General features: G+C 66.4%; 27 protein-coding genes. 12 read left to right on the forward strand and 15 right to left on the reverse strand.

The genetic code is table 11. The features are described 5' to 3' along the window. Nucleotides 1-8: 8 nt before the first annotated feature. The 8 genes from VCJ71_RS00105 to VCJ71_RS00140 form a co-directional block, all read right to left on the reverse strand. Nucleotides 9-1133: a TrbI/VirB10 family protein gene (locus VCJ71_RS00105; protein WP_324638261.1), complete on the reverse strand. Its 1125-nt coding sequence runs from the start codon at nucleotides 1131-1133 to the stop codon at nucleotides 9-11. Further along, a complete protein-coding gene (locus VCJ71_RS00110; RefSeq protein ID WP_324638263.1) occupies nucleotides 1130-1936 on the reverse strand; it encodes a TrbG/VirB9 family P-type conjugative transfer protein in 807 nt (268 codons plus the stop codon). The genes VCJ71_RS00105 and VCJ71_RS00110 overlap by 4 nt, the downstream gene beginning before the upstream one ends. Further along, on the reverse strand, nucleotides 1933-3204 hold the full coding sequence (locus VCJ71_RS00115) for a type IV secretion system protein (RefSeq protein WP_324638265.1): 1272 nt from the start codon (nucleotides 3202-3204) through the stop codon (nucleotides 1933-1935). The genes VCJ71_RS00110 and VCJ71_RS00115 overlap by 4 nt, the downstream gene beginning before the upstream one ends. Continuing rightward, complete coding sequence (locus VCJ71_RS00120) at nucleotides 3201-5618, reverse strand: VirB4 family type IV secretion/conjugal transfer ATPase (protein WP_324638267.1); 2418 nt, start codon at nucleotides 5616-5618, stop codon at nucleotides 3201-3203. Before VCJ71_RS00120 ends, VCJ71_RS00115 begins: the two co-directional genes overlap by 4 nt. 24 nt (nucleotides 5619-5642) lie before the next feature. Further along, complete coding sequence (locus VCJ71_RS00125; protein WP_290134674.1) at nucleotides 5643-5927, reverse strand: VirB3 family type IV secretion system protein; 285 nt, start codon at nucleotides 5925-5927, stop codon at nucleotides 5643-5645. 6 nt (nucleotides 5928-5933) lie between these two features. Beyond that, complete coding sequence (locus tag VCJ71_RS00130; protein ID WP_290134675.1) at nucleotides 5934-6230, reverse strand: TrbC/VirB2 family protein; 297 nt, start codon at nucleotides 6228-6230, stop codon at nucleotides 5934-5936. A gap of 4 nt (nucleotides 6231-6234) precedes the next feature. Then, nucleotides 6235-6879 (reverse strand): lytic transglycosylase domain-containing protein, encoded by a 645-nt coding sequence (locus VCJ71_RS00135; RefSeq protein ID WP_324638271.1) that lies wholly within the window; start codon nucleotides 6877-6879, stop codon nucleotides 6235-6237. 280 nt (nucleotides 6880-7159) lie between these two features. Beyond that, nucleotides 7160-10111 carry a TonB-dependent receptor gene (locus tag VCJ71_RS00140; protein ID WP_324638273.1) on the reverse strand — a complete coding sequence of 984 codons (2952 nt, stop codon included), beginning with the start codon at nucleotides 10109-10111 and terminating at the stop codon, nucleotides 7160-7162. A gap of 208 nt (nucleotides 10112-10319) precedes the next feature. On the opposite strand from VCJ71_RS00140, the gene VCJ71_RS00145 reads away from it, so the two are divergent. Genes VCJ71_RS00145 through VCJ71_RS00200 form a run of 12 tightly spaced genes read left to right on the forward strand, consistent with a single transcriptional unit; the run spans nucleotide 10320 to nucleotide 19788 of the window. Continuing rightward, the gene (locus VCJ71_RS00145; protein WP_324638274.1) at nucleotides 10320-11816 is read left to right on the forward strand and encodes a CoA-acylating methylmalonate-semialdehyde dehydrogenase; all 1497 of its coding nucleotides are present in this window, start codon (nucleotides 10320-10322) and stop codon (nucleotides 11814-11816) included. 5 nt (nucleotides 11817-11821) lie between these two features. Beyond that, entirely contained in the window at nucleotides 11822-12781 is a 960-nt protein-coding gene (locus tag VCJ71_RS00150; protein ID WP_324638275.1) for a polysaccharide deacetylase family protein, read from the forward strand. Beyond that, complete coding sequence (locus tag VCJ71_RS00155; protein WP_324638277.1) at nucleotides 12782-13252, forward strand: hypothetical protein; 471 nt, start codon at nucleotides 12782-12784, stop codon at nucleotides 13250-13252. Further along, a complete protein-coding gene (locus VCJ71_RS00160; RefSeq protein WP_324638279.1) occupies nucleotides 13249-13653 on the forward strand; it encodes a RidA family protein in 405 nt (134 codons plus the stop codon). The genes VCJ71_RS00155 and VCJ71_RS00160 overlap by 4 nt, the downstream gene beginning before the upstream one ends. Before the next feature lie 4 nt (nucleotides 13654-13657). Continuing rightward, nucleotides 13658-13963 carry an I78 family peptidase inhibitor gene (locus VCJ71_RS00165; RefSeq protein ID WP_324638281.1) on the forward strand — a complete coding sequence of 102 codons (306 nt, stop codon included), beginning with the start codon at nucleotides 13658-13660 and terminating at the stop codon, nucleotides 13961-13963. Nucleotides 13964-14021: 58 nt separating this feature from the next. After that, on the forward strand, nucleotides 14022-15167 hold the full coding sequence (locus VCJ71_RS00170; protein ID WP_324638282.1) for an acyl-CoA dehydrogenase family protein: 1146 nt from the start codon (nucleotides 14022-14024) through the stop codon (nucleotides 15165-15167). 11 nt (nucleotides 15168-15178) lie between these two features. Beyond that, nucleotides 15179-15553 (forward strand): VOC family protein, encoded by a 375-nt coding sequence (locus VCJ71_RS00175; protein WP_324638283.1) that lies wholly within the window; start codon nucleotides 15179-15181, stop codon nucleotides 15551-15553. After that, nucleotides 15550-16605, forward strand: a complete 1056-nt coding sequence (locus VCJ71_RS00180; RefSeq protein WP_324638285.1) for an enoyl-CoA hydratase/isomerase family protein — start codon at nucleotides 15550-15552, stop codon at nucleotides 16603-16605. The genes VCJ71_RS00175 and VCJ71_RS00180 overlap by 4 nt, the downstream gene beginning before the upstream one ends. Then, on the forward strand, nucleotides 16602-17384 hold the full coding sequence (locus tag VCJ71_RS00185; protein WP_324638287.1) for an enoyl-CoA hydratase-related protein: 783 nt from the start codon (nucleotides 16602-16604) through the stop codon (nucleotides 17382-17384). Before VCJ71_RS00180 ends, VCJ71_RS00185 begins: the two co-directional genes overlap by 4 nt. A gap of 1 nt (nucleotide 17385) precedes the next feature. Continuing rightward, complete coding sequence (locus tag VCJ71_RS00190) at nucleotides 17386-17787, forward strand: hypothetical protein (protein WP_324638290.1); 402 nt, start codon at nucleotides 17386-17388, stop codon at nucleotides 17785-17787. Beyond that, nucleotides 17784-18650, forward strand: coding sequence for a 3-hydroxyisobutyrate dehydrogenase (gene mmsB, locus VCJ71_RS00195; RefSeq protein ID WP_324638291.1), 867 nt, complete (start codon nucleotides 17784-17786; stop codon nucleotides 18648-18650). The genes VCJ71_RS00190 and mmsB overlap by 4 nt, the downstream gene beginning before the upstream one ends. Nucleotides 18651-18660: 10 nt before the next feature. Beyond that, nucleotides 18661-19788, forward strand: coding sequence for a CaiB/BaiF CoA transferase family protein (locus VCJ71_RS00200; RefSeq protein WP_324638293.1), 1128 nt, complete (start codon nucleotides 18661-18663; stop codon nucleotides 19786-19788). A gap of 1 nt (nucleotide 19789) precedes the next feature. Here VCJ71_RS00200 and VCJ71_RS00205 read toward each other — a convergent pair whose 3' ends face one another. The 7 genes from VCJ71_RS00205 to tsaD all read right to left on the reverse strand — a co-directional run bounded on the left by VCJ71_RS00205 (nucleotide 19790) and on the right by tsaD (nucleotide 26626). Beyond that, nucleotides 19790-20965: an acyl-CoA dehydrogenase gene (locus tag VCJ71_RS00205; RefSeq protein WP_324640842.1), complete on the reverse strand. Its 1176-nt coding sequence runs from the start codon at nucleotides 20963-20965 to the stop codon at nucleotides 19790-19792. Between the two features lie 79 nt (nucleotides 20966-21044). Continuing rightward, a complete protein-coding gene (locus tag VCJ71_RS00210; RefSeq protein ID WP_324638295.1) occupies nucleotides 21045-21434 on the reverse strand; it encodes a response regulator in 390 nt (129 codons plus the stop codon). A 98-nt stretch (nucleotides 21435-21532) separates the two neighbouring features. After that, complete coding sequence (locus VCJ71_RS00215; protein ID WP_324638297.1) at nucleotides 21533-22135, reverse strand: hypothetical protein; 603 nt, start codon at nucleotides 22133-22135, stop codon at nucleotides 21533-21535. Nucleotides 22136-22318: 183 nt separating this feature from the next. After that, a complete protein-coding gene (locus VCJ71_RS00220; RefSeq protein WP_324638299.1) occupies nucleotides 22319-23062 on the reverse strand; it encodes an OmpA family protein in 744 nt (247 codons plus the stop codon). Further along, a complete protein-coding gene (locus VCJ71_RS00225) occupies nucleotides 23059-24606 on the reverse strand; it encodes a lipopolysaccharide biosynthesis protein (RefSeq protein WP_324638301.1) in 1548 nt (515 codons plus the stop codon). Before VCJ71_RS00225 ends, VCJ71_RS00220 begins: the two co-directional genes overlap by 4 nt. Next, entirely contained in the window at nucleotides 24603-25592 is a 990-nt protein-coding gene (locus VCJ71_RS00230; RefSeq protein ID WP_324638302.1) for an NAD(P)H-dependent glycerol-3-phosphate dehydrogenase, read from the reverse strand. Before VCJ71_RS00230 ends, VCJ71_RS00225 begins: the two co-directional genes overlap by 4 nt. After that, nucleotides 25589-26626 carry a tRNA (adenosine(37)-N6)-threonylcarbamoyltransferase complex transferase subunit TsaD gene (tsaD, locus tag VCJ71_RS00235; protein WP_324638304.1) on the reverse strand — a complete coding sequence of 346 codons (1038 nt, stop codon included), beginning with the start codon at nucleotides 26624-26626 and terminating at the stop codon, nucleotides 25589-25591. The genes VCJ71_RS00230 and tsaD overlap by 4 nt, the downstream gene beginning before the upstream one ends. Nucleotides 26627-26653 lie beyond the last annotated feature (27 nt).

The following is a 26653-nucleotide window of genomic DNA, read 5'->3' on the forward strand; positions in this document are numbered from 1 at the left end:
CGGGTGCCTTACTGGACCGAACTGAAATCGAGATCGCGGGCGGTGAACACGCGGATCGGTTCGCCCATCTTTACTCGCACTGTCGGTGGGATATCGCCGTTCTGCTGCAACGCGGTGCTGGCCGCGCTCGACCCCCCGCCGAGGATGACCGAACTGCCGCCGGTGGCAAGCGTCGTCAAGCCGCCAATGACCGACAGCAGCATGGCCGAACCGAAGCGCTGGAAGAAGTGGTTGTCGACCTTGCCGGGCAGGCCGCCCGAGCCGTCGAAGCCAGTGGCGGGGCTGGCGATATCCACGCTCACCCCGTCGGGCCGGATCAGCCGCGTCCAGATGACATAGGCGCGCTTCTGCCCTGCCTGCAGCCCGCTCTGGTACTGGCCGATCAGGCGGCTGGAACGCGGCACGAGCACGCGGGTGCCATCGTAGCTGCGCACGTCCTGCGATACCACGGCGCGCACGAAGCCGGGCACGTCGGTGTCGATGGCGGTTTCCAGCACTGCGGGTATCAGCGTGCCCTGCGTGACGGTGGTCTTGGGGTCGAATGTTGCGACCGCAGATGCGGGGCCGCCGCCAACTCCGCCGACCGCGCTGGCGAAATCGCCCGCGCTCCCGGTGACCGAACCGGTCGTAGGGCGCGTACCGGCCGCTGCGGGCTCAGCACCGGGCGAGCTGACGGCAACCGGCTGGCCGCCGCCGTCGAAGACCACTGTGGGTGAGGAATAGGGGTTTACCGCCGTCACCGTGTTGGGCTGCGGCACCGTGCGCGCAAACACGGGCTGCGGCGAGGTGATGGGGGCGGGCGAGGTGCCGACCGGAGTTACCGGCACCGGCGTGGTCGTGACCGGAGTGGTCGCAACCGGCACGGTTTCGACTGCGGGCGCGGCTTCGACCGGGGCGACTTCCTCCTGCGCCTCGCGGCCGCTGTTCATGCCCCATAAGGTTGCAGCCCCCAGCAGTGCGACGACGGCGACGCCCGCAAACAGCTGCAGCCCGTCCGAAGCGCCGCCTTTCTTCGCGACCTGCGGCAGTGACTGGCGGGTGGCGAGGTCGATGACCTCCGCTTCGCCGGTTTCGCGCGGATCGTTGGCCGCTTCCGGCGTGGCTTTCAGCTTGGCATTACCAAGGCGCATCATTCCATCTCCTCGGTCGCGGCGAACTGCGCCGCGCGTTCGCGGGTCACTTCGGGCCCCGGTCCGGCGTAGACCAGCTCCGCTTCCTGCTGCCCGTTGCGCAGGATCAGCTTGGCCGGCACGCCGTCGACGACCAGCGTCTCCCCGCGCACCGCGTAATTGACCGGACCTTCCACGCCCTTGCGATTCTCGACCAGAATGGCGGGCACGGCGCGGTCGCGGTCCCACGACAGGAACACCGCATCGCCATCGTCATAGATGCGCTCCGGCATCAGCGCGGAATCGCCGCTGCGCTGCCAGGCGAAGTTGACCGCATTGGGGTCCGTCACGGCGTAGGGATCGCTGGCGGCGGCCAGTTCCACCGGGTTGGCGCGGGCCGGAGCGGGTGCAGCTTCGGCCAGCTCTTCCTCGTCCGGCATCAGCTCGATGGGATAGACGAAGCGCATGACGTAGATCGGGCGGGCCTCGCCTGCGACGAGGTCGAAGAAATAGGTGTGGCGGTTGGTGACCACGGTCATGTTGGTGAGGCCGCGCGGTTTCAGCGGCTTCACGAACAACAGGTCGGCGCGCTTGTTGGGCGTGACCTGCCAGGCGGTGGAATCGCCGATGGCGACGTTCTCGATCGTCTCGCCTTCGCCAAACTGGATCGTCGCCTGCACGTTCACCTGGCCCCGGATGATGACGACTTCGGTCGGATCGTAGAGGCGTTGCTGCAGGCGCGGATCGTCGGCGCTGGCGGGCGCTGCGGCGGCGAGCGCCAGCATGGCGGCCATTGCATGAAGGGCGGGGAGGGGGCGGAACATCATCGTTTCTCCGAAGCGCGGGCGGCGGGCCTGCCGACCGGCGCGGACTTGAAGCGGCTGCCGATACCGCGTGCGCGGCTAATTGCGGCTGAACCGGCCTGCGGGCTTTCGCCGGGGCCGGTCGCGTAAATCCTTGTGGTGCGGTTGCCGCCACCCCCGGTCGCGCCCGCACTGTCGTTGGCGACGGGGGCAAGGGCGCCTGCGGAAACGTCGATCCGGCGACTGCCGCCCGGGCCCATCGCCGCGGCTGCGGTCGAATTCGCCGGGCCGGTCACGGCGGCGGGATTGACGGTGATCGGTGCGTTTGCCGCTGCCACTGCGGCGGTGTTGATGCCGCGGTCGATATCGCGCGGCGCGGCGAGGCCGAAGATGTTCCAGCCCGCCACCATCGTGCCCGCGACTTTCACGCCCATCACCATCAGCGCGCAATGGACTGCGCCGACCATGAAGAAAGCCATCGCCGCGCGCGGGTCGATCTCTCCGGGCGTTGCGCGCAGGGCGTTGATGACCGGGATCGACAGCTCCAGCATCAGGCTGCCGCCGATGACCGCGAACAGCGGCGTGAGCGCCAGCATCATCACGCCGCGCAGCCAGCCGACGAACATGCCGTGGGTGCCGCGAAACAGCGCCATGACGAGGAAGATGGGGCCGAGTGCGACCAGCACGGCGAGCGCGATGCGCGCCGTCACCAGTACGCCGACGGTGCCGAGAAGGAACAGCGTGGCCCCGAACCACATCAGGCCGGATGGGCTGAAGACGCTGCTCGGCACTTCCGCTCCGTCCCCGCCTGCGACCTCTGCGACAGACGCGAAGACGATGTCGATCTTCTGTGCGAAGACGAGCGTGGCGCTCTGGTCCGATCCCATGAGCTGTGTCGCGATCCAGTCCGGACCGCCGCCGGCCACGTCCCACACCAGCGTCTGGAAGGCGACCCAGCTGGTCACCAGCGTGACGATGAAGCCGAGCGTCATCATCCGCGGCGTGAGCTCGGCAATGCCGAGGCGGCTGCGTCCTGTCAGAAGGAGGAAGCCAAAGACGGCGATGAACAGCGTCAGCACCAGCGTCAGGATCGGCGCCATTGCCCCGCCGCTGGCGAATATGTTGAAGAACGCGCTCTGCGTCATTTCCTGCGTGACGCAGTCGATCCCGGCGAGGCTGCCGGAAATCGAGCCGCCGACCTGCGCGGCCGCCTGCTGGCACTGGCCGGCAGCCGTCGTCGCGGCCTGAGCTGTGACCTGCGCCGTGGCAGGTGCAGCGGCGACCACGGTCATTCTGCGGCGTCCCTGATGTCGTAATCCGCGTCCGTTTCGCCCGTCCCGGGCCACGGGTGGCCGGTGAGGGCGGGGAACCACTTGGCAGGCGCATCGCCCAGCGTTTCGCGCAGCGTGTCGAGCCTGCGCACGGAGCTTTCGCGGCCCGACAGGATGGTGAGCACTTCGGGCGCGCTGCCGAGGTCGAGCCGCACCACCACGCTGGCATCGGGCTGGCGGATCAGGAAGGCGCGGCTGTGCGCGGGCAGGCTGCGGATCACCGCCAGCTCGTGCTCCGTCAGGCCGAAGCCGTCGCAGTAATCCTCCGCCTTGGCGCGGGCATTGGGCATGAACACCATCGTCGCGGTCTGTTCGACCAGCGCGGCGGCGATCTTGCTGTCCAGCGCATCGCGAGCGGACTGGGTCGCGAACCCGACCAGCGCATTGCGTTTCCGCAGCGTCTTCAGCCAGTCGCGGATACGCGCGGCGAACACCTCGTCGTCGAGCGCCTTCCAGCCCTCGTCGATCAGGATCATCGTCGGTTCGCCATCCAGCCGTTCCTCGATCCGGTGGAACAGGTACATCATCGTCGGCGTGCGCAGCTTCGGGTTTTCCAGCAGCGCGGTCATGTCGAAACCCAGCGTCTTGTGGCTGAGATCGAGCTGGTCGGTGGCGTTGTCGAACAGCCACGCGTTCTCGCCGCCCTCGATCCAAGCGGACAGGCGATCGGCCAGGTCGCCCGGCTGCGGACGGCGCGCGCCCGACAGCAATTCCCTGAAATGCCGCAGCCGCCGAAGCGACGCATCGTTCATGTAGGCCGCATCGACCGCGCCTGCGATCACGCCCTCTTCCTCCGGCCCTTCGGCCTTCAGCAGCACGGTGAACCAATCGCGAAGGAAAGCGCGGTTGCCGGGCGTGTCGGGCAGCTGGAGCGGGTTGAAGCCGGTCGGCAGGCCGCTGGCGATGCGGTCATACGTGCCGCCGATGCCGCGGATGAACAGCTCCGCCCCGCGGTCCTTGTCGAACAGGATCGTGCGCGGGCTGAATTTCTGCGCCTGCGCGGCGAGGAAGTTCATCACCACCGTCTTGCCCGAACCCGACGGGCCGATGACCGTGAAATTGCCAAGGTCGCCGTTGTGGAAATTGAAGAAGAACGGCGTGGAGCTGGTGGTCTGCAACAGCGTGACCGCTTCGCCCCAGTGGTTACCGTCCGCCTGGCCCAACGCGAAGCCGTGGAGCGAGCCGAAGCTGGCCATATTGGCGGTGGAGATCATTGCACGGCGGACGAGGTAGCCCTCGTTGCCCGGGAACTGGCCCCAGAAGGCAGGCTCCAGGTTGGTATCCTCGCGCACCGCGATGGCGCCGCTGTCGGCGAGCGCGGCGGCGGCGGAGGCTGCCGCATCGTCGAGGCCGGGCAGGTCGCGTTCGCGCACCAGAACGGTCAGGTGGTGGTCGCCGAAACCGACCGCGCCGTTGCCGAGGGCATCGCGCGCGGCGAGCATGTCGGCGCGTTCGGCGCGCGCTTCCTCGTCGGCGGACTTGAGGCGGCGCAGCGCCAGGTCCATCCGCTCGCGCGCGGTGGTCCGCTCCTGCGGGGCGAAGCTTTCGGTCACCACCATTTCGTGCGGCAGGCGCAGCAGCCCGTCGATCAGCCCGGGGCTGGTCGCGTCGGGATAGTCTTTCAGGCTGAGGATGCTGGCGAAATCGACGCCGTTCGCACCGCGCAGCTCCATTGCGTCGAGGCCGAAGCTGGCACGGCGATAGGGCAGCATGTGGCCGATATCGGCTTCCTCGTCGGGCCGGCGCACCGGGCGCATCTCGCCGTTGTAGAGCGCGCTCAGGAGCTCGAGGATTTCGGAATAGGTCTTGCCCGCATCGCCTTCGTAATCGGCGAGCATGCGCGCGCCGTAGCTCGACAGGGCGGTCGCAAGGCCGCCGGCGGCAGCGCGCAGGCCGCGCAAGTCCTTGGGATCGGCGACGATGTCCTTGCCGCGCTTCCTGAAGCGCTTGGACAGTTTTTCTGCCAGGCCCGCCTTGCCGCGCGCGGGGCGGCGGACCAGGGTCAGGAACTGGTCGTTCACGAACAGCGAACCGTTCGCCAGCCGGTCCTTCCAGCGCGCGTCGATATGCGCGGCAAGCGGATCGTCGAACTTCGCGTCGAGCTCCACCTCAACACGGCGGCGGATGACGTGGTGATAGAGCACGAAGCGCGCATCGAGCTGGCTGCGCAGCAGCACCTCGCGCGTGGCGGCGTGGGCGTTCAGCGCCTCGCTATCCTCCGTCTCGAAAAGGAGGCCGGGGACCTGCAGCGCCATCATCAGCGACCCGTCGCGCAGCATGATCGTGCTCTCGTCGATCTGGCGGGCGTAGGGCAGCCGGTCGCCGACGCGCGATTCCTTGCTGTTCCAGGCCGCCGCGCCTTTCCACTTGGTCATGGGGCCACCGCCTTCTTCGCACACTCAGGCCGCATAGGAATTGCACCCCCAGTGGCGATAGTTCTTCACCCGCGGGCAGCGGCTGACCTTGGTGATCCACAGGTCGAAGACGCGCGGTTCGCGCAGGCACGCGAAGTAGCCGATCACGTGCATCACGACTGCGGCCAGCAGGGCCCAGAAGCTTCCGGTGATCAGGAACAGTTCCGTCGTCACCAGCGCGTTGATGATGAAATAGTTGTAGGTCACGCCCGCAAACATCTGCGGCCGGGTCAATGCCCTGTGCACGGGATGGCGGACGAGCTGGGTCATCGGGGCTTAGCCTGCCGCGCCCTGAATACCGGCGACGATGCTGACGCTGCCGAACAGGATGAAGCAGCCGATGATCACGGTCGCGCCGAAGCGCCAGTTCATTCGGCCGGTTAGCATCATGAAGCCGACGGCGGCCACGGCCATTACGGCGACGGCGGTGGCAACGCTGCCGAGCAGGGTACCCTGCAGCCAGCTGAGGGCCGAGACGATCGGGCCGGAGCCTTGCGGATCGGCGGCCTGGGCCTGCGCCATGGTCGGCAGGATTGCGGCCAGCATGGCCAGGACGGGTGCTATCGCACGCATAAAATCATTCACTCCGGCTGTAGTTGGAAAGGCGGCCCATGATGGCAGCTACGTAATTCTGGGTTTCGCGGATGCGGGGGATGCCGCCGGCGCGGCGCACGCGGGCGGGCCCGGCGTTGTACGCGGCCAGCGCCAGTTCGAGATCGCCGAACGTGTTGAGCTGGATGCGCAGGTACCGTGCCGCGCCTTCCAGGTTGGCGAAGGGATCGTCGGGGTTCACGCCCAGTTCGCGCGCGGTCCCGGGCATCAGCTGGCCCAGGCCCCGGGCACCGACGGGAGAAATCGCCGCGTGGTTCCAGCGGCTCTCCTGCCACACCAGCGCCTCGATCAGCGCGGGGCTGAGGTCGTAGCGATCGGCGAGGTTGGCGACATGCGCGGCGTAGACGTCCGGCACCACGCCGGGGGCGATCGACAGGTCGGCGATGGCGACGGTGGGCACACGGATGTCGGCGGGCACTTCTGCGGTCGGGGCGGCTCCGGGTGCGGCGCTTGCCGGGGCGATGGTCATGACGCCGGATACGTCGCCCGCTCCGCCCGCGACCCAGCGCGCGCCCTCCGCGCCGATCTCGATCACGTCGGCGTGCGCAGGGCTGCCCAGAACGAGCATGGCACTGCCGGCGATCGCCATCAGGCGACGTGTTCGAATCATCGGACCCTCCAATCCCAAGCGCACTGCATACCAGACGTGACGCCCCTGTGACACTTTTCACCGTGGGACCGTCTGCCGTGCGGCACGCGCCGGGACGCAAATGGGGGCGGGCCCGCAGCGCGAACCCAGCCCCCATGCCCCGCCTCCATAAGAAATTCGGGATGAATGCGCAATAAACCGCGCAGGATCATGGTTAACCGGCGGGCGGTTTCGGTGCGGCAAAAGAAAAGGGCCGGACATCGCTGCCCGGCCCCTTCGCTTCGATCGGTGCGATCCAGTCCTAGAAGCTGATCCCCGCCGCAATGCCGTAGCGCCGCGGATCGAGAGTGAAGATATTCGTGAACAGGCCGGAGGACTGGTCCGTCACATAAAGGCCGGTCACCGCGTCTTCGTCCGTCAGGTTCTGGCCGAAGACCCGTACGAACCAGCCGTTGTCGCTGGCCAGCTGGATCTGGGCATTGACCTGCGAATAGCCGTCGATCGAGTTGATCGGGGTATTGAAGATGCTGCCGAAGCTGCTGCCGGTATAGGTATAGTCGGCGCGCGGCGTCAGCGTGACATCGTCGTTGATATAGATGTCGTACTGGATGCCGGCGGCGAACTTGTATTCCGGGGCACCGGGCAACTGATTGCCCTTGATGTTCGACGGGATGCCCGAGAGGAACACGTCGATCCCGTTGGGATCGAACGCCGCCCCGTTGGCAGCGGCCACGCCCTGCAACGCCGAGCAGATCGAGAACGCCCCGGTCGAGGCGATGCCGCCGTCGGACGGGAAGGCGGTCGGACCCTGCAGCCCGGCACCCGGGTTGACCCCCGGCAGCAGGCCGCCGTTGATCAGGTTGTTGACCGTCGTCACGAAGGCCTGGGCACCGGCGGCGTTGCCGTCCGTCCCCGGCGCGACAGCGCAGTTCGAACCGTTGGTGATGTCCTTGATGATGACCGCATCACTGCGGCCGGCACCGAAGTCGCGCGGGTTGGACAGGAACTTGTCGTCCGTAACCTCCGTGTTGAGGTAGCTGGCCGAGAAGTTCATCGTCAGCTGGGGGGTCGGGCGGACGATCGCCTCGGCCTCCGCGCCCCAGATATCGGCGCTGACGTTGTCGTTGACCGAGGTCCGGTTGACGATGCGCGACAGCTGCAGGCTGTCGTACTTGTAGTAAAAGCCCGTCAGGTTGAGCGTGCCCCAGCCGAAGGTGTTCTTGGAGCCAAGCTCGAACGCGTCGACGAATTCCGGTGCGAAGGTCTCCTCCACGCCCAGCCCGGCCTGCAACGGCGGGTTGATCCCGCCCGACTTGTAGCCGCGCGAATAGGATGCGTAGATCAAATTGTCCGGGGTCAGCTTGTAATTGATGACCCCGCGGCCGGTGATCTCCTGGAAACTGGCCTGGCGGAACGCTTCCTGCTGGATGCCGTCCGTGCCCTGGTCCGCGTCGTAGCCGCCGACGAAGGGCGAATCGAACGCATCCACGGTGCCGTAGGGCACGAGGAAGTTGAACAGGGTGGAACGGGCGCGCACTTCCTTGTCATCGTCGTTGTAGCGCAGGCCCACCGTCAGGCTGAGCTGGTCGCTGACATCGAAATACGCCTCGCCGAACACGCCGAAGCTCTTGAGGCGATAATCGGTCGTGTTGTTGCGGAAGTACGGCGAGGCCAGGAAGCTTGGCGGCAGGCCGTTCGATGCGGCCGAGAACGCACCGACGACGCCGGCGAAATAGTCGAGGCCGAAGCTGTTGACGTAATAGCTGTTCTCCGTCGTCGTGTAGTCGGCATAGATACCGCCCACGAGGAAGTTGAACGGCCCGGGAAGGTCGGAACTGACCAGCCCTTCGAACACCCACGCGTTGTTGGTCTGGTTCGAACGGTCGAACGACAGCGGGGTGTCGGCGCAGATCGCGTCGCCGCCATAGGCGCCCGTGTTGGTTTCGACGGGCGCGGACGTGCAGACCACGCCGTTCGGCCCGTTGGGGATCAGCACGTTAGCGACCGGGCCAAGGTAGGTGGAAAGGCCCGGGATCAGCCCGTCGAGCCCCCCGGCCGCACCGAAGGCAAGGGTGTTGAGCGGCACGGTGTAGGCCGCGCGGTTCTGCAGCGCGAGGTTGTAGTCCTGCGAACTGTCGACGCCGCTTTCCTGGTACTGGCCCGACAGCTTCAGGTTGAAGTTATCGCCGAGACCCTGGTTGAGCTGCAGTTGCACGATCGTCTCGTCGGCCATGTAGCGCGGGCGATAGGCGGTGGAGACCACGCGCGGATCGTCCGTGACCGACGAATTGATGAAGGCGCTGGGGCCGTAGACGCTGCCGAGCGAGAAGGCTTGCGGCAGGCCTTGGACCGCGAAAGTCTGGCTGGACGCAAGCAGGCTGGGCAGGGTTGCATTGCTGTTCGGGGCCGAGGCGCCGAGGTTGCCGTTGAGGCAGCCGAGCACGCCGGTGGGGTCGAACTGGCACAGCTGCTTCTGGTTGCGCAGGCGGTCGTCGTTCTCCTCGAAATACTGGACCATGAAATCGATGGTCGTATCGGCCGACGGTTCGATCCGTAGCGAGCCGCGGATACCGCCGAGATCGCGCCCGTCGATGTCCGAACCGTCGAACAGGTTTTCGGTGAAGCCTTCGCGGTTGACGTAGTAACCGGCCACGCGGACGGCGGCGATATCGGCCAGCGGCAGGTTGTACATCGCCTTGACCTTGAAGGCGTTGTAATTGCCGTATTCCGCCTCCACCGACGCGGCGACGTCAGACGGATTGGGCCGTGCGGTACGGAAGTTGACCACACCGGAGGTGGCGTTGCGGCCGAACAGCGTGCCTTGCGGGCCGCGCAGGACCTCCACCTGTTCCAGATCGTAGAACTCGCCTTCGAACAGTCGGGTGCCGAACAGCGGCGCTTCGTTGAGATGGATGCCGGTCGCCTGGTCGCAGGTCACGCCCACGCACAAATCGCCGATCCCGCGGATGGTGAAGCTGGACGAGGTGAAGTTCGTCTTGGTGAAGGTGATGTTGGGCAGGGCCAGTTGCAGGTCGGACGTGTTCTCGATCTGCTGGGCCTCGAGCGCTTCGGCGCTGACGGCACTGACCGACAGTGGAACGTCCTGCAGGCGCTGGGCCTGGCGCTGGGCGATCACGACGATCTCGTTGGTAGGGAATTCGGGTTCGTCCTCTTCCACCGCGTCCTGAGCGTAGGCGGGGAATGCGATTGCGCCGGCACACACGCCGGCCAGCAGGGTAAGCTTGGCCCTCATGGTATCCTCTCTCCTCAATGCCGCCACCTTTGCGGTGATCTGCGTTGCGGAATAAATCAGTAAACCAGCGGCTTGGCAATGCAATTAAACGGGCAGTTAACAGGCGCGCCCCGCAAGAAGGTTGCGCGCGTGGCCGGTGCGCTTGATTTCGGAGCCGGAGCGCGCCAACCGCGTTGGTAACGCAAGATACCAGTTCAGGAGAGTTCGCATGCGCAAGGTCGACCATTTCATCGCCGGAAACCCCGGTGGAACCGGCGGGCGGACGCACAAGATCTGGAACCCGTCGACGGGCGAGGTGCAGGCAGAGGTGCCGCTGGGCGGGGCAGACCTGCTGCAGACGGCGGTCGACGCGGCCAAGAAAGTGCAGCCCGAATGGGCCGCGACCAATCCGCAACGCCGCGCCCGCGTGATGTTCGATTTCAAGCGGCTGGTCGAAGAAAACAAGCAGGCCCTGGCCGAGCTTCTCTCCAGCGAGCACGGCAAGGTCGTCGACGATGCGCATGGCGATGTGCAGCGCGGGCTGGAAGTCATCGAATTCGCCTGCGGCATCCCCCAGGCGCTGAAGGGTGAGTACACGCAGGGCGCCGGTCCGGGCATCGATGTCTATTCCATGCGCCAGCCGGTCGGCATCGGCGCGGGCATCACGCCGTTCAATTTTCCGGCCATGATCCCGATGTGGATGTTCGGCATGGCGATCGCGGCGGGCAACGCCTTCATCCTCAAGCCGTCCGAACGCGATCCGAGCGTGCCGGTGCGCCTCGCGGAGCTGTTCCTCGAAGCCGGCGCGCCCGAGGGGCTTCTGCAGGTTGTCCACGGCGACAAGGAAATGGTCGATGCCATCCTCGACCATCCCGATATTCCGGCGATCAGCTTCGTCGGTTCGAGCGACATCGCGCAATATATCTATTCGCGCGGCACCGCGAATGCGAAGCGCGTCCAGGCCTTCGGCGGCGCGAAGAACCACGGCATCGTGATGCCCGACGCCGATCTAGACCAGGTGGTGAACGACCTTGCCGGGGCCGCCTACGGCTCGGCGGGCGAACGCTGCATGGCGCTGCCGGTGGTCGTGCCGGTGGGCGAAGACACGGCCGACAAGCTGCGCGAAAAGCTGATCCCCGCAATCAACGCGCTGCGCGTCGGCGTCTCCAACGATCCCGATGCGCATTACGGCCCGGTCGTGACGCCCGAACACAAGGCGCGCGTCGAAGGCTGGATCGACACGGCCGAGAAGGAAGGCGCCGAAGTCGTCATCGACGGTCGGGGCTTCAGCCTGCAGGGGCATGAAGACGGTTTCTTCGTCGGCCCGACCCTCCTCGACCGGGTGACCCCCGACATGGAAAGCTACAAGGAAGAAATCTTCGGCCCCGTGCTCCAGATCGTGCGCGCGAAGGATTTCGAGGAAGCTGTCAAGCTGCCGAGCGAGCACCAGTACGGCAACGGCGTAGCCATCTTCACCCGCAACGGCCATGCCGCGCGCGAATTCGCGTCCAGAGTGAATGTCGGCATGGTCGGCATCAACGTGCCGATCCCCGTGCCGGTCAGCTACCACAGCTTCGGAGGCTGGAAGCGCAGCGGCTTCGGCGATATCGACCAATACGGCATGGAAGGCCTCAAGTTCTGGACCAAGGCCAAGAAGGTCACCCAGCGCTGGCCCGACGGCGGCGGTGACGGCTCCAACGCATTCGTCATCCCGACGATGGGCTGACGGGTATGCGCGCATTCTTCGCCGTGGCGATCGCCTTGGTGCTCGGCGCGTGCGCCGCTGCGAATGCGCCCGCTACGAACGTTCCTGCCGGCGACGGCAAACGCATCGCGCTGACGTTCGACGACTTCCCGCGCGGTGCCGGTGCCTTCATGACGCCGGACGAACGCGCGGATCGCCTGCGGGCCGGACAGCGCTCAGCGGGCGTGGAGCAGGCGGCTTTTTTCCTCAATCCTGCAAATCTTGCCGACCGACCGAACGGGCTCGCGCATATCGCGGCCTATGTTGCCGACGGACATGTCATTGCCAACCACTCTGCCACCCATCCGCGGCTGAGCGAGGTTTCTGTGGCAGAATATCTCGCCGACATCGACACCGCCGAAACGTGGTTGAAAGGGCGCACGAATTACCGCCCGTGGTTCCGCTATCCCTATCTCGACGCAGGACGCGGAGATGCGGCGAAGCGCGACGCGGTGCGGGCCGGCCTGGCCGCGCGCGGCCTTGCGAATGGCTACGTTACTGTCGATGCATCCGACTGGTTCTATGAACAGGCGACGACCGACGCTGCCCGCGCGGGGGAGGCGATGGACATGGATGCGCTTCGTGACCTCTATGTGGAAAGCCACGTGGAAGCGGCGGAGTTCTACGACGCCCTTGCACGCCAGGCCACCGGACGTTCGCCCGCTCATGTCATGCTGCTGCACGAAACGGACCTGGCGGCACTCTTTATAGTCGATCTCGTGGCCGAACTGGAACGGCGCGGGTGGACGATAGTGGAGGCTGATGAAGCCTATGCCGATCCGTTCTCCACCCATGCAGCAACCTATGATACGCCGAGCGCGCAAGGCACCCTCACCGAACAGGTCGCGTGGCAGCGCGGCCTGCCCGCCCCACGCTGGTACGCGCGCAACGACACGTCGCTTGCCCGCGCCGAATTCGACCGGCGCGTGCTGGCTAAGGAGGAATGAGTGACGATGGGCATCAAACTTGGCCTTTTGCTCGCAGCGGCGTTGCCACTTGTTGCGTGCTCCAAAGAAAGCGCTGTCTCGTCCGAAAAGCCGATACCGGTCGAACCGGATGGCGGAATTGGCGATGGCGCACCGCCGCTCCCCGATAGCGGAGACGAAACGACGGGCGTCGCACAGATACCGGAGCGGTTCCGCGGCGTGTGGGATGCCGACGGCGGCACCTGCGACCCTTATTCCGACATGCGTCTCGAGATTGAGGCGGACCAGGTTCTCTTTTATGAATCCGGCGGCCAGGTTCGCTCGCTCCAGATCGAAGGCGATTCCATGCGGCTCGATCTCGCCATGTCCGGCGAAGAAGAAACGTGGCGATCGTTGCTGCAGTTCACCCTTCGCGACGACGGGACACTGCATATCGTCGATGCCGCAACACCGGACGCGCAGGACCGCATTCCGCGCAAGCGCTGTACGTGACCACGCGCCGGCGCACGCACTCCGGTTCTCCTTACGAGGCCGAGTTTGGTTTCTGCCGCGCGATCAGGGTCGGCGACCGCATCCTCGTGGCCGGGACGGGCCCGGTGCAGGACGACGGATCGACCACGCCGGGCGATGCTGCGGCGCAGGCGGAACGGTGCTTCACGCTGGCGGTCCGCGCCATCGAGGCGCTGGGCGGTTCGGCGCGCGACATCGTGCGGACGCGGATGCTGGTGACCGATTTCGACGATCAGCAGGCTGTCGGCGCCGTTCACGCGCGGTTCTTCGGCGATGCGCCACCGGTTGCGACGATGGCCGGCGTCGCATGGCTGTGCCGCCGCGAATGGAAAGTCGAAATGGAGGCCGAGGCGATTGTCCCGGCGCCCGAAACGGGAGAATGAGCCGATGAAACCTGTCCTGACCCTCGCTACCCTGCCGCTGCTCGCCGCATGTGCCGCGACCTTGCCGCCCGCCGATCCCGACCTGCCGGGCCGCCCCGCACCTGCGGGCGAATGCGATGCAAGCGGTGTGCAGGATGCCATCGGCCAGCGCGCCACGGCAGAGCTCGGCAGCGACCTCCTGCGCCGCAGCGGCGCCCGCACGTTGCGTTGGGGACCGCCCGACACCGCCTTCACGATGGATTACCGGCAGGACCGCCTCAACGTCCATTACGATTACGATTACGCCGTAACGCGCGTGGATTGCGGCTGATCGTTGCAGCGGAAACCACCGCTGGAAATGGCCGCGCAACGCCGCTAGAGCCGCGCGCATGATAGGACAGTTCCAGCTTACCGACGACCAGCTCGCCATCCAGGAAATGGCGCAGCGCTTCACTGCCGACAACATCACGCCGCATGCCGGCGATTGGGACGAGCAGCACCATTTCCCGAAGGACGTGATCAAGCGGACCGCCGAACTCGGCTTCGGCGCCATCTACGTGTCGGAGGAAAGCGGCGGCATCGGCCTCGGTCGGCTGGAGGCGGCGCTGATCATGGAGGCGATGGCCTATGGCTGCCCCACCACCAGCGCCTTCATCTCCATCCACAACATGGCCAGCTGGATGATCGACAGCTTCGGCGGGCAGGACGTGAAGGACCGCTACCTGCCGGACCTGATTTCCATGGAGAAAATCGCCAGCTATTGCCTGACCGAACCGGGCAGCGGATCGGACGCGGCGGGGCTGAAGACGAACGCCGTGCTCGACGGCGATCACTACGTGCTCAACGGCACCAAGCAGTTCATCTCCGGCGGCGGGGTCAACGATGTGTACGTCACCATGGTGCGTACCGGCGAGCACAAGACCAAGGGCATCACCTGCCTGGTGATCGACAAAGACACGCCCGGAGTGAGCTTCGGCGCACCGGAAAAAAAGCTCGGCTGGAACGCCAGCCCCACCGCGCAGGTCATCTTCGAGGATGCGCGAGTGCCGGTGGCCAATCGCGTGGGGGACGAAGGCGAGGGCTTCCGCTTCGCCATGATGGGGCTCGACGGCGGGCGGCTGAACATCGGCGCCTGCTCGCTGGGCGGGGCGCAGCGCTGCCTGGACGAGGCAGTGGCCTATACGAAAGACCGCCAGCAGTTCGGCACGCCCATCGCCGATTTCCAGAACACGCAGTTCATGCTCGCCGACATGGCGACCGACCTCGAAAGCGCGCGCGCGCTGCTTTATCTCGCCGCCGCCAAGGTGACCGACAACACGCCCGACAAGTCGCGCTTTTCCGCCATGGCCAAGCGCCTTGCCACCGATAACGGCAGCAAGGTGGTGAATGACGCGCTACAGCTGTTCGGCGGCTACGGCTACCTCAAGGATTACCCCATCGAGCGCTTCTGGCGCGACCTGCGTGTGCATTCCATCCTGGAAGGCACCAACCAGGTCATGCGGATGATCGTAGGCCGGGACCTGCTGAGGCAGTGACCGGATTATCCATGACAGCCCTACTCGTCCCGGATTACGACGAGGCGATCGACTTCTTCACCGGCGCGCTCGGCTTTTTGGTCGAAGAGGACGCCGATCTCGGCGCGGGCAAGCGATGGGTGGTCGTTCGCGGGACCCGCGGCGGCAAGCTGCTGCTCGCCCGCGCGGCCAACGACGGGCAGCGCGCGGCGGTTGGTAACCAGGCCGGCGGGCGCGTCGGGTGGTTTGTCGAGACCGATGATTTCGCCCGGACACAGGCGCGCATGACCGCATGGGGTGTGGAATTTGCAGAAGAAGCCCGGCAGGAAATTTACGGAACCGTGGCGGTCTTCAGTGACCCCTGGGGGAACCGCTGGGACCTGATCGAACCGAGCAAGGCACAATGACAGAAGACGTACTCATCCACCGCCATGGCCGGGTCGGCCATATCAGCCTCAACCGGCCCAAGGCGCTCCATGCGCTGACCCTCGACATGTGCCACGCGATGAGCGCGGCGCTGGCCGAGTGGGCGGACGATAGCGAGATCGAGGCGGTGATCCTCGACCATGCCGAAGGGCGCGGTTTCTGCGCCGGCGGCGATATCCAGATGCTGCGCAACTCCGCGCTGAACGACGGCGGCGTCTCGGGCCGCAAGTTCTTCCACGACGAATACCGCCTCAACCACCAGATGATGACCTATACCAAGCCCATCGTGGCTTTCATGGACGGCATCACCATGGGCGGCGGCGTGGGCATCGCGATGCCGTGCAAGTACCGCGTTGCGACGGAAAATACGCGCTTCGCCATGCCGGAAACCGGCATTGGCCTGTTCCCCGACGTGGGCGGCGGCTGGCACTTGCCGCGGCTCGGCGGGCGGCTCGGCCAGTTCCTCGCGCTTACCGGTGCGCGGCTGGACGGGGCGGAATGCCTGTGGGCCGGCATCGCCACCCATTACGTGCCGAGCGAGATGCTGGCCGAAGCGAAAGCGCGCATCATCGAAAAGCCGGGCCGCATCGCGGGCGTGATGTCGGAAATGGTCGGCACCCCGCCCAAGGCGCGGATCGAGGAGAATGCCGACAGGATCCGCAAGCACTTCGCCTCCGACAGGCTGGAGGACATCGTCGCCAGCCTGGAAGATGCCGCCGAAGAAGGCGACGAGTGGGCACAGAAGGAACGCGACACGCTCGGCACCAAGAGCCCGCAGACGCTGAAGGTCGCGCTGCGACAACTGGCCGAAGGCGAGAGGATGACCGATTTCGCCGACAATATGCGCATGGAATATCGCATCGGCAGCCGCGTGCTGCTGCGCCCCGATTTCGCCGAGGGCGTGCGCGCGGTGATCGTGGACAAGGACCACAGCCCGAAATGGAACCCGCCGACGCCGGACGAGGTGAGCGAGGAGCTGATCGACAGCATCTTCGCGCCGCTCCCGGATGACGAAGAATGGACCCCGCTATGAGCTACGAAACTATCACCACCGAAACCGAAGGCGCGGTGACGATCGTCACACTCAACCGTCCGGAAGCGCTGAATGCGCTGTCGAGCAAGGTGCTGGACGATCTGATCGGCGCATTCGAAGCCTACCAGGTGGACGACAGCCAGCGCTGTGCCATCATCACCGGTGCGGGCGACAAGGCTTTTGCCGCAGGGGCCGACATCAAGGAAATGTCCGACAAGGCGGCGGCCGATTTCTACCTGCAGGATTTCTTCGCCAAGTGGACCAGCCACATCGTGGAAGCGACGCGCAAGCCGTGGATCGCGGCCGTGAACGGCTTCGCGCTCGGCGGCGGGTGCGAGCTTGCCATGATGGCGGACTTCATCATCGCATCGGACAAGGCAAAGTTCGGCCAGCCGGAGATCAAGCTGGGCGTCGCGCCCGGCATGGGCGGCAGCCAGCGCCTGACCCGCGCGGTGGGCAAGGCGAAGGCGATGGAAATGTGCCTGACCGGGCGGATGATGGACGCCGCGGAAGCGGAGCGCAGCGGCCTCGTCGCCCGCGTGGTGGAGCATGACGAACTGATGACGGAAGCGAAGAAGACCGCCGCCGCCATCGCCGCGATGCCGCCGATGGCCGCGATGGTGAACAAGGAAATGGTCAACGCGGCCTACGAAACCACGCTGACGCAGGGCGTGCTGCACGAACGCCGCCTGTTCCAGATCCTCACCGCGACCGAAGACAAGGCCGAAGGCATGGCCGCCTTCGTCGAAAAGCGCGAAGGGCAGTGGAAGGGAAGATAGAATGAGGAAGGGAGAAGCGCTCCGCATTTTTCGAGAAGAACTTGCGAAAACTGGTCACGACTCTCCGCACGATTTCACCGTCAAAGACCTAAAGCGCGAAGAGGCGGCTAGATTGGAATGGTGGTATTCTAATGAGGATGACGGAGCAGGCGATACGCCTCGCAATCGAGCCTTTTTCCGCGCATACTCGCGAATTGCCGCCGACAAAAATTCTGTCACAGTCGGGACCAAGCTGCCGGCCCAAGGGCTTAAATTGGAGCCAAAGGGTAGGCTTTGGATGGACAAATATGTTGTCCGCAAAATGCATCAGTTGGGTTTTTTGAATTTTACCGAAAAGCCGCAAGGGATGTTTGAGCCAGTCTTCGAGATCACAAGCGCGGGATTCGAAAGGATCAACGAATGAAAATCGCCTTCATCGGCCTCGGCAACATGGGCGGCGGGATGGCCGCGAACTTGGCAAAGGCCGGCAATGCGGTCCGCGCCTTCGACCTGAGCGAAGCGGCGCTCGAAACCGCGCGCAGCAACGGGTGCGAGACGTTCTCCACTGCGAAAGAAGCGGTCGAGGGCGTCGAAGCCGTAGTTTCCATGCTGCCCAACGGCGGGATCGTGAAATCGGTCTATACAGATGACGTGATCGGCCATGCGCCCGATGGCGCGGTGCTGCTCGATTGCTCCACCATCGACGTTGCCACGGCGAAGGACGTCTCCGCCGCGGCGGAGGCGGCAGGCTACGCGATGGTCGATGCGCCGGTCAGCGGCGGGATCGCGGCGGCCAACGGCGGCACGCTGACTTTCATGGTCGGCGGGACCGAGGAGGCATTCGGCCGCGCCGAGCCGATCCTGCAGGCGATGGGCAAGGCGGTGATCCACGCGGGCGATGCCGGCGCAGGCCAGACGGCCAAGATCTGCAACAACATGCTGCTCGCCATTTCGATGATCGGCACGGCCGAGGCGATGACGATGGCGCAAAAGCTGGGCCTGGACCCGCAGAAATTCTACGAAATTAGCTCGCAATCGTCCGGCTATTGCTGGTCCTTGAACGCCTACACCCCGATGCCTGGCGTGGGCGTCGAAAGCCCGGCGGACAAGGGCTACGAAGGCGGGTTTGCCTCCGCATTGATGCTGAAAGACCTGAAGCTGGCGATGGAAGCCGCCGAAACCGCCGGCGCCAAGGTCGAACTGGGCGAGCATGCGAAGCGGCTGTACGAAGTCTTCGCGGTGGAAAGCGGCGGCAAGGACTTCAGCGGCATCATCGAAACGCTGTGAGGCGGCCGCGGTGACGAAGGAGCACCCGCTCGCCGGGATCAGGGTCGTCGAACTCGCCCGCGTGCTGGCCGGGCCGTGGGCGGGGCAGATCCTCGCCGACCTTGGCGCGGAAGTCATCAAGGTCGAGGGGCCCGCAGGCGACGAAACGCGCGGCTGGGGCCCGCCGTGGATCGAGAATGCGGACGGCACGCGCGATGCGGCCTATTACCACGCCACCAACCGCGGCAAGCGCAGCGTCACCGCCGATTTTACCACCGAGGAAGGCCGGGCGAAAGCGCGTGCGCTGATCGCCGGCGCGGACGTGGTGATCGAGAATTTCAAGCTGGGTGGCCTCGCCAAATACGGGCTCGACTACGTCAGCCTCGCGGCCGATCACCCCCGCCTCGTGTGGTGTTCGATCACCGGTTTCGGGCAGGATGGCCCCTATGCCCCGCGCCCCGGCTACGACTTCATCGTCCAGGCGATGAGCGGGATTATGGACCTGACCGGCGATCCCGAAGGCGCGCCGCAGAAGATCGGCGTTGCCTATGCCGACATCATGACCGGCCTCTATTCCGCCATCGGGATCCAGGCCGCGCTGTTGCAGCGGGAGCGGACGGGGAAGGGCCAGCAGGTCGACATGGCGTTGTTCGACGTGATGACCGGCACGCTCGCCAACCAGGCGATGAATTACCTCGCCAGTGGCACCAGCCCGACGCGCATGGGCAACCGCCATCCCAATGTGGTGCCCTACGAAGCCTTCCCGTGCAGCGACGGCTGGCTGATAATCGCGGTCGGCAACGACCGGCAATTCGCGCGGCTGGTCGACCTGCTCGACCTGCCGCGGCGCGAGGATTGGGCGACGAATGGCGGTCGTGTGGAACACCGCGCCGGCCTGTCAAATGCGATCGCCGCGAAGACGAAGGGCTACACTCGCGACGGGCTGCTCGCCGCGCTGGAGGGCGCGAACATCCCCGGCGGCCCGATCAACACCGTGGCAGACGCGCTGGAAGACCCGCAGATCGCCGCGCGCGGGATGCGCGTGACGCTGGAGCGCGCCGACGGCGTCAGCGTGGAGGGTATCCGCACGCCCATCCGTTTCTCTGACGCGGCATTGCGGCTGGAAACCCCGTCCCCCGTAAAGGGACAGGACGACTGACCTAGAACGCGGCGATCCCGGTGATCGCACGGCCCAAAATCAGCGCGTGAACGTCGGCGGTGCCTTCGTAGGTGTTGACCGTTTCCAGGTTCACCATGTGGCGGATGACCTGGTATTCTTCCGAAATGCCGTTGCCGCCGTGCATGTCGCGGGCGTGGCGGGCGATTTCCAGCGCCTTGCCGACATTGTTGCGCTTCACGATGCTGATCATCTCGGGCGCGAACTTGCCTTCGTCCATCAGGCGGCCGACCTGCAGGCTGGCCTGAAGGCCCAGCGAAATGTCGGTCATCATATCGGCAAGCTTCTTCTGGTAGAGCTGCTTGCTGGCGAGCGGCACGCCGAACTGTTGCCGGTCGAGGCCGTATTGCCGTGCGGCGTGCATGCAGAACTCCGCCGCGCCCAGCGCGCCCCAGCTGATGCCGTAGCGCGCGCGGTTGAGGCAGCTGAACGGTCCCTTCAGCCCCTGCACTTCGGGTAGCAGCGCATCGGCGCCGACCTTCACATCGTCCATCACGATCATGCCGGTGGTGCTGGCACGCAGCGAGATCTTGCCTTCGATCTTGGGGGCGGAGAGGCCCTTCATGCCCTTTTCGAGCACGAAGCCCTTGATGCCGCCGCCGTGCTCCTCGCTCTTGGCCCAGACCACGAAGACATCGGCGAAGGGCGCGTTGGAAATCCAGGTCTTGCTGCCGTTCAGTACGTATCCGTCGCCGTCCTTCTTCGCGACGGTCTTCATGCCGGCGGGGTCGGAACCGGCGTCCGGCTCGGTCAGGCCGAAACAGCCGATCAGCTCGCCCGAACACAGGCCGGGAAGGTACTTGGCGTGCTGTTCGGGCGTACCGAACGCGTGGATGGGATAGGCGACCAGCGAGCTCTGCACGCTCGCCATCGAACGGTACCCGCTGTCGACCCGTTCGATCTCGCGCGCGACGAGGCCGTAGGCGACATAGCTTGCGCCCGATCCGCCAAAGTCTTCGGGGATGGTGACGCCCAGCATCCCGGCCTGGCCCATCAGCGGGAACAGTTCCGGTGCGTCGATCTCGTTGGCGAAAGCCTCGATCACGCGCGGCTGCAGCTCGCCTTGCGCGAAACCGTGCGCGGCGTCGCGGATCATGCGTTCTTCTTCGGTAAGCTGGTCTTCCAGGCGGAAGGGATCGGACCAGTCGAAAGGTGCCATTTCGGCCATGCTCGGGTGTCTCCTGCTATGCAGGCGGCCCTAGCGCCATGGCGCGGTCAAGCCAAGCGGCGTGCAGCCGTCAGGCGGTCTCCTGTTCCTTCACCGTGGCGCGGATGATGTCGAGCAGCTGCGAGGGCGGGCAGGGCTTTTCGCACAGCTGCGCATCGGGATAACGTTCCTGCAACTCGTGCATCTGCCCGTGGGCGGAATGGAAGATGATCGGCACGTGGGCGGCCTGCAACTTGTCGGCCAGCGGGAAGACATCGTGGTCGTACAGGTTGATGTCGAGCACCGCGCAATCGGGCGTCACTTCGGTGAGCGCTTCTTCGGCCGTCTGCACCGTGGCGTGCGGCCCTTCGATGCCGAAGCCGGCAATCTCGACCGTTTCGCTCATGTCGAGCGCGACGAGGAATTCATCCTCTGCAATCATCACCACGGGACGGGCTTTGGTGTCGGCGGGACCGTGCATAGTGTTCTCCCTCGCGCGCTTGCGCGGCTGTTCGACCCATTAGGAAGCACAATGCGCGATGAAAGCGCCGGTTCCCGCGGATCTCGGGAGGCGCTGGTTCAAAGCTTGCCGAACTCCGCCTCGTAAGCGGCGCGGTCGCCGCTCGCGAGCATGCGGGCCTGGTCGACCCAGCGGTCGCGGCGAACGCGGCCCTTGAAGTTCATCCGCTCGTCGAATTCGTCGATGTCGGCTTCGCTCCAGCCGGCGATCTGCGCGAAGCTGGTGACGCCGGCCTCCTGCAAACGGGCGGAAATCCGCGGGCCGAGGCCTTTGATCTGCGTCAGGTCGTCCGCACCTGCGGGAACCGGCTCGCTTGCAGAGGCCGGTTGAGCCTCCGGCGTGGGTACCGCGGCCACACGCTCGGGCTCGGCCTCCGGCTCGGATTTCGTGGCAAGCTGGGTCGCGGCCATGGCGACCCCGCCCATTCCCGCGACGCTGGGCGCGATCGCCTCTGCCGCCGCGCCGCTATCCTGCGTGGTTTCGCGCGGGGAATCGATCAGCGCCTGGTTGCGCTTCGCCTTGCCCGGCTCGCCGACGTCGGGCGCTTCGTCCCGTGTTACCGTGGTCCGACGCGTGGAGGAGAATATCCACCATGCAACCAGCAAGCCGATCAGCAGCGCGGCAACGACCAGCCACCAGTTTTCCGCGAGCATCGTATCCATTACCTGATCCCCTTGCAGCGGAAGCTTCCTCCGCCCTTGTTATTCAGTCGTCGAGCGCGCCCGGTCCGCCCGTGCGCCCCCACAGGCCCCAGCCGATGGCGAGGCCGATGGCGTAGGCCAAGAGTAGCAGCACGACCAGTTCGATGACAATCGGCACGATTACAGCCCCTTATCCGTCATGGTTCAGCGCGGCCCCGGCGTGTCGATCGGCGTCGGGCGCAGCGGCACGGTGGCCACCACGTCGAATTCGATGCGGCGGTTGGCCGGGTCGGCGGGGTCGAGGCCCTCGACCGGTTCGCGGCTGCCGACCCCGCGGATGCGCAGCCCGTCCGCCGGGATGCCGCGCCGCATCAGCGCGTCGCGCACGGCTGCGGCGCGCTCGCCAGACAGGGCGATGTTGCCCGGTTCGGGGCCGGAGCGGTCGGTGTGGCCGGTGATGGCGATGATCGCGCCAAGGCACGGGCGCAGCGCTTCCGCCACCTCGTCCACCAGCGCGACGCTGCCTCTCTCGATGGCGGCGGAGGATTCCTCGAAGCGGATGGAACGGGCACGCAGCAAGGCCTCGACATCTTCCTGGCAGTGGAGCGGGCTTTGCGCCGCAGCGGCCTCCACCGCGCCGGGCGTGCCGCCATTGCCCCAGCTGATGCCGCCCACGCCCGGAATGGCGTCGACCGCCCGGGCGATATCGGCGCGCACCGCATCGGGCAGCCGCTCCCCGCCTTCCAGGATGGGGTGACGGGTCAGCCAGCTGTCGCCCAGCGTGAAATCGGCCGTCACGCCGACCCCGCCGTTGGCCGCGATTTCCCTTGCCGCCGCAGCCTCGAGCGGGGCGACGATGTCGGGCCCGCTGCGCGCCGCACCCAGCCAGCCGAGTGCGATGACGAGCACCGCACCGCCGGCGATTTTGCCGATGTTGCGGGCCATCATGGCACGGCCTCCGCATCCTTTCGCACCTTGCGACTGAACAGCACGCGGTCTTCCGGCCCGAAGCCCCGGAACCAAATCACCGCACCATAGGTGCCGAGGATCGCCGGGATGCCGACCAGCAGCTCGAGCCATTCGGGCAGCAGCGTGGCGAGATAGCCGACCACCACGGCCGGCGCGGCGGCATAGACCAGCGCCCAGCGGAAGTTGTTGACCGAAAAGCCGAGCAGGCGGCCGAGCATGAAGCTTTTCACCAAGCTCGCCGTACCGAGGGTGATGAACAGCGCGGCAGCCGCGGCAGGCGCTTTCAGCGATTCGCGCATGCCATAGTGTTCAATCGCCAGCATCGCGCCGATCGTCAGCGCGGCCTGCAGGCCGATGGTGAATAGCGACACGTAGAGGTTCTTCATCCGCGCCATGTAGATCAGCGCCGCTTCAGAAACCACGGCCAGCGCGGCGACCACCTCGGCGGCCAGCAGGATCGCGAGCGCGCCAGTGCCGCTGACGAATTCCGGTCCGATCAGGCCCATCACAGCCTCGCCCGGAATGCCGAGCGCCAGCGCGATGCCGGCCTGCATCGCGAGGATCCAGAAGCCGACCTGGCACACCTGCTTGCCGATGGCCTTGTAGTCCTTTTCCTTCAGCTTGCGAGTGATGACTGGGCCGAGGATAGGCTCGAAACTGGTCTTCAGCTTGCTGGGGAGCGAGGTGACTTGCTGGACGGCGTAGTAGATGCCGATGGTGGACAGGCTGGCGAACTGGGCAAGGATCGCGATGTCGAGCTTGCGCGTGCCCCATTCGACCGCGTCGGCACCGGCCAGCGGCAGGCTGTTCCACGCCAGCCGGCCGATGCGGCCCGGATGCGGCGTCCACCCGCGCGGCAGGCCATAGGCGCGGTAGAGCGGGATGAAAGTTGCGAAACAGGCGGCGAAGATCGACAGGACGTAGGCAAGCTCTAGCCCGGCATCGGGGGTGAGGTAGAACAGCACGCCCGCGGCAATGGAGATCGTCCACGGTTCCACCACCGCGCGCGCCTTTACCGTGGTGCCGATGTCGTAGCGATAGGCGCATCCGGCGAGCGCGATCTCCGTCAGGCAGAAGGGCAGGATCGAAAGCGGCAGCAGCAACGCAAGATCGTCGTTCCGGCCGCGCGGGAACATCGGGTCGGGAAACAGCGACAGCAGGACCATGAAGCACGCCGCGACGATGGCGCTCATCACCATGCCATCGGCGATCACATGCGACGGGTGGCGATCCTCGTCCTGGCTCAGTTGCTGTGCGAGGCCGCGTTTCTGGCCGAGGCAGGCGAGCTGGCTGGTCAGTTCGATGATGACGAGCGCGGCTGCGAAGCGGCCCATCGCCTCGTCCCCGTACATGCGCCCGGCGATGAACAGGAAGGGTATGCGCGCGGCGAGGCGCAGCAGGAAACCGAAGAAATTGGTTTGCCCGCCCTTCGCCAGCGCGGCGATATCGCCGCCCGCCGCATCGGGACCGGGCTTCGTCGCGGGATTGGCCGGCGGTGCGCCCTTGCCGTCGGGATCGCTCAAGCGCCTTGCCCTTCGGTGGTGAGCGGCCGGGCGAGCAGCTCGGTCACGATGTCGCGCGCCGCCGCGCCTTGCAGCAGGCGATCGACCGCCGCCACGATGGGCATGGCGATACCGCGTTGTTCCGCGAGGCCGGCCAGGACCGGCGCCGTATGCGCGCCCTCTGCCACGGTGGTGCGGTTGGCCATCAGGACCGCGGCCGACTGGCCTTCGCCCAGCGCCTTGCCGAGCGAGAAATTGCGGCTGGAGGTGGAAGAACAGGTCAGGACGAGATCGCCGAGGCCGCACAGCCCGGCCAGCGTTTCCGGCTGCGCACCCAGCGCCACGCCGAAACGGGTCATTTCGGCATAGCCGCGCGCGATCAGCGCGGCGCGGGCATTCTGGCCGAGGCCGAGCCCGTCGACCACGCCGCAGGCAATGGCGAGCACGTTCTTGACCGCACCGCCGATTTCCGCCCCGGTCACGTCGTCGGAATAATAGGGGCGGAACGCGGCCCGCGCGATCACGGGGGACAGACGCTCCCACTGCTCTCGCCCGCCGGCGCAGGCGAGGGTCACGGCGGTCGGCAGGCCGGCGGCAACCTCGTGCGCGAAGGTCGGCCCACTGAGCACCGCGATGGCGCTTCCGGGGGCGGCTTCGCGCGCGACGTCGTTCATCAGCTTGCCGGTGCCCGCTTCGATCCCCTTCGAACACAGCACGAGATCGCGCGGGTTCGCGCCCATCGCGCCGATCACGCTGCCGAGATGCTGGGCGGGCGTGACCGCGAGGACCGTGTCGATCCCTTCGAGCGCGGCCAGATCGCCGGTCGCCCGGATCGAAGGCGCAAGCTCGGCCCCGGGCAGGAAGGCGGAATTGCGTTGGGCGGAATTGATCTCTTCCACCACTTCCGCCTCGCGCGCCCACAGCAGCACATCGCGCCCGTCGCTGGCGAGCATCTGCGCCAGCGCGGTGCCCCACGCACCGCCGCCGATCACGGCGACCGAGGTCATGCCTTCACTCCCGCACCGCGCGCCGGGGCGGCATCGGGGTCGAGCGGCCAGCGCGGACGGGCGGACACGTCGAGCGGGTCGGCGGCAAATCCCGCAGCCAGCCGTTCCTGCCCAGCCCAGGCGATCATCGCGGCGTTATCGGTGCACAGCGCCATTGGCGGCGCAGAGAAGGGAAGGCCGAGGGTGGCGGCGAAATCTTCCAGCGCCCCGCGCATTGCGGCATTCGCGGCGACGCCGCCTGCCACCACCAGCGCGTAGACCGGCGGCATCGTCTCGAATGCGACGCCGAGCCGGTCGATCACGCAGTCGATCGCGGCCTGCTGGAAGCTCGCGGCAATATCGGCATCGGCATGCTCGCCGCTTTCGTGCACGCGCATAACCGCGCTCTTGAGCCCAGCGAAGCTGAAATGCGGTTCCCCGCTGCCAACCAGCGGGCGGGGCAGGGGGACAGCGCGCGGATCGCCGCCGCGCGCCAGCTTCTCCACCGCCGGACCGCCGGGATAGCCGAGGCCGAGGATCTTGGCGGTCTTGTCGAACGCCTCGCCCAGCGCGTCGTCGATGGTCGTCGCAAGGCGGCTGTACCGGCCGACCCCCTCGACGCGCAGGATCTGGCAGTGCCCGCCGGATACGAGCAACAGGGCGTACGGGAATTGCAGTGCCGCGTCGGCCAGGCGGGGGCTCAGCGCGTGACCTTCCAGATGGTTGACCGCCAGCAGGGGCTTGTCGCCCGCCATCGCCAGCGCCTTTGCCGTGACCAAGCCGACCATGACCCCGCCGATCAGCCCGGGGCCGGCGGTGGCGGCGATCGCATCGCAATCGGCGAGAGTGAGGCCCGCGTCGTCCAGCACCTCCTGCACCAACGGCGCGAGCCGTTCGGAATGGGCGCGTGCGGCGATCTCCGGCACCACGCCGCCATAGGGCGCGTGTTCGTCCACCTGCGAAGCGATACGCTCCGCCAGGATCCGCCTGTCATGGGTGACGAGCGCTGCTGCGGTTTCGTCGCAGCTCGATTCAATGCCAAGGACAACCCCCATCGCCGCTTTCCCTTAGCCGATATGCCG

Origin of the sequence: Pseudoblastomonas aquimaris, from assembly GCF_035481675.1 — a bacterium.
In the GTDB taxonomy this organism is placed as follows: domain Bacteria; phylum Pseudomonadota; class Alphaproteobacteria; order Sphingomonadales; family Sphingomonadaceae; genus Alteriqipengyuania_B.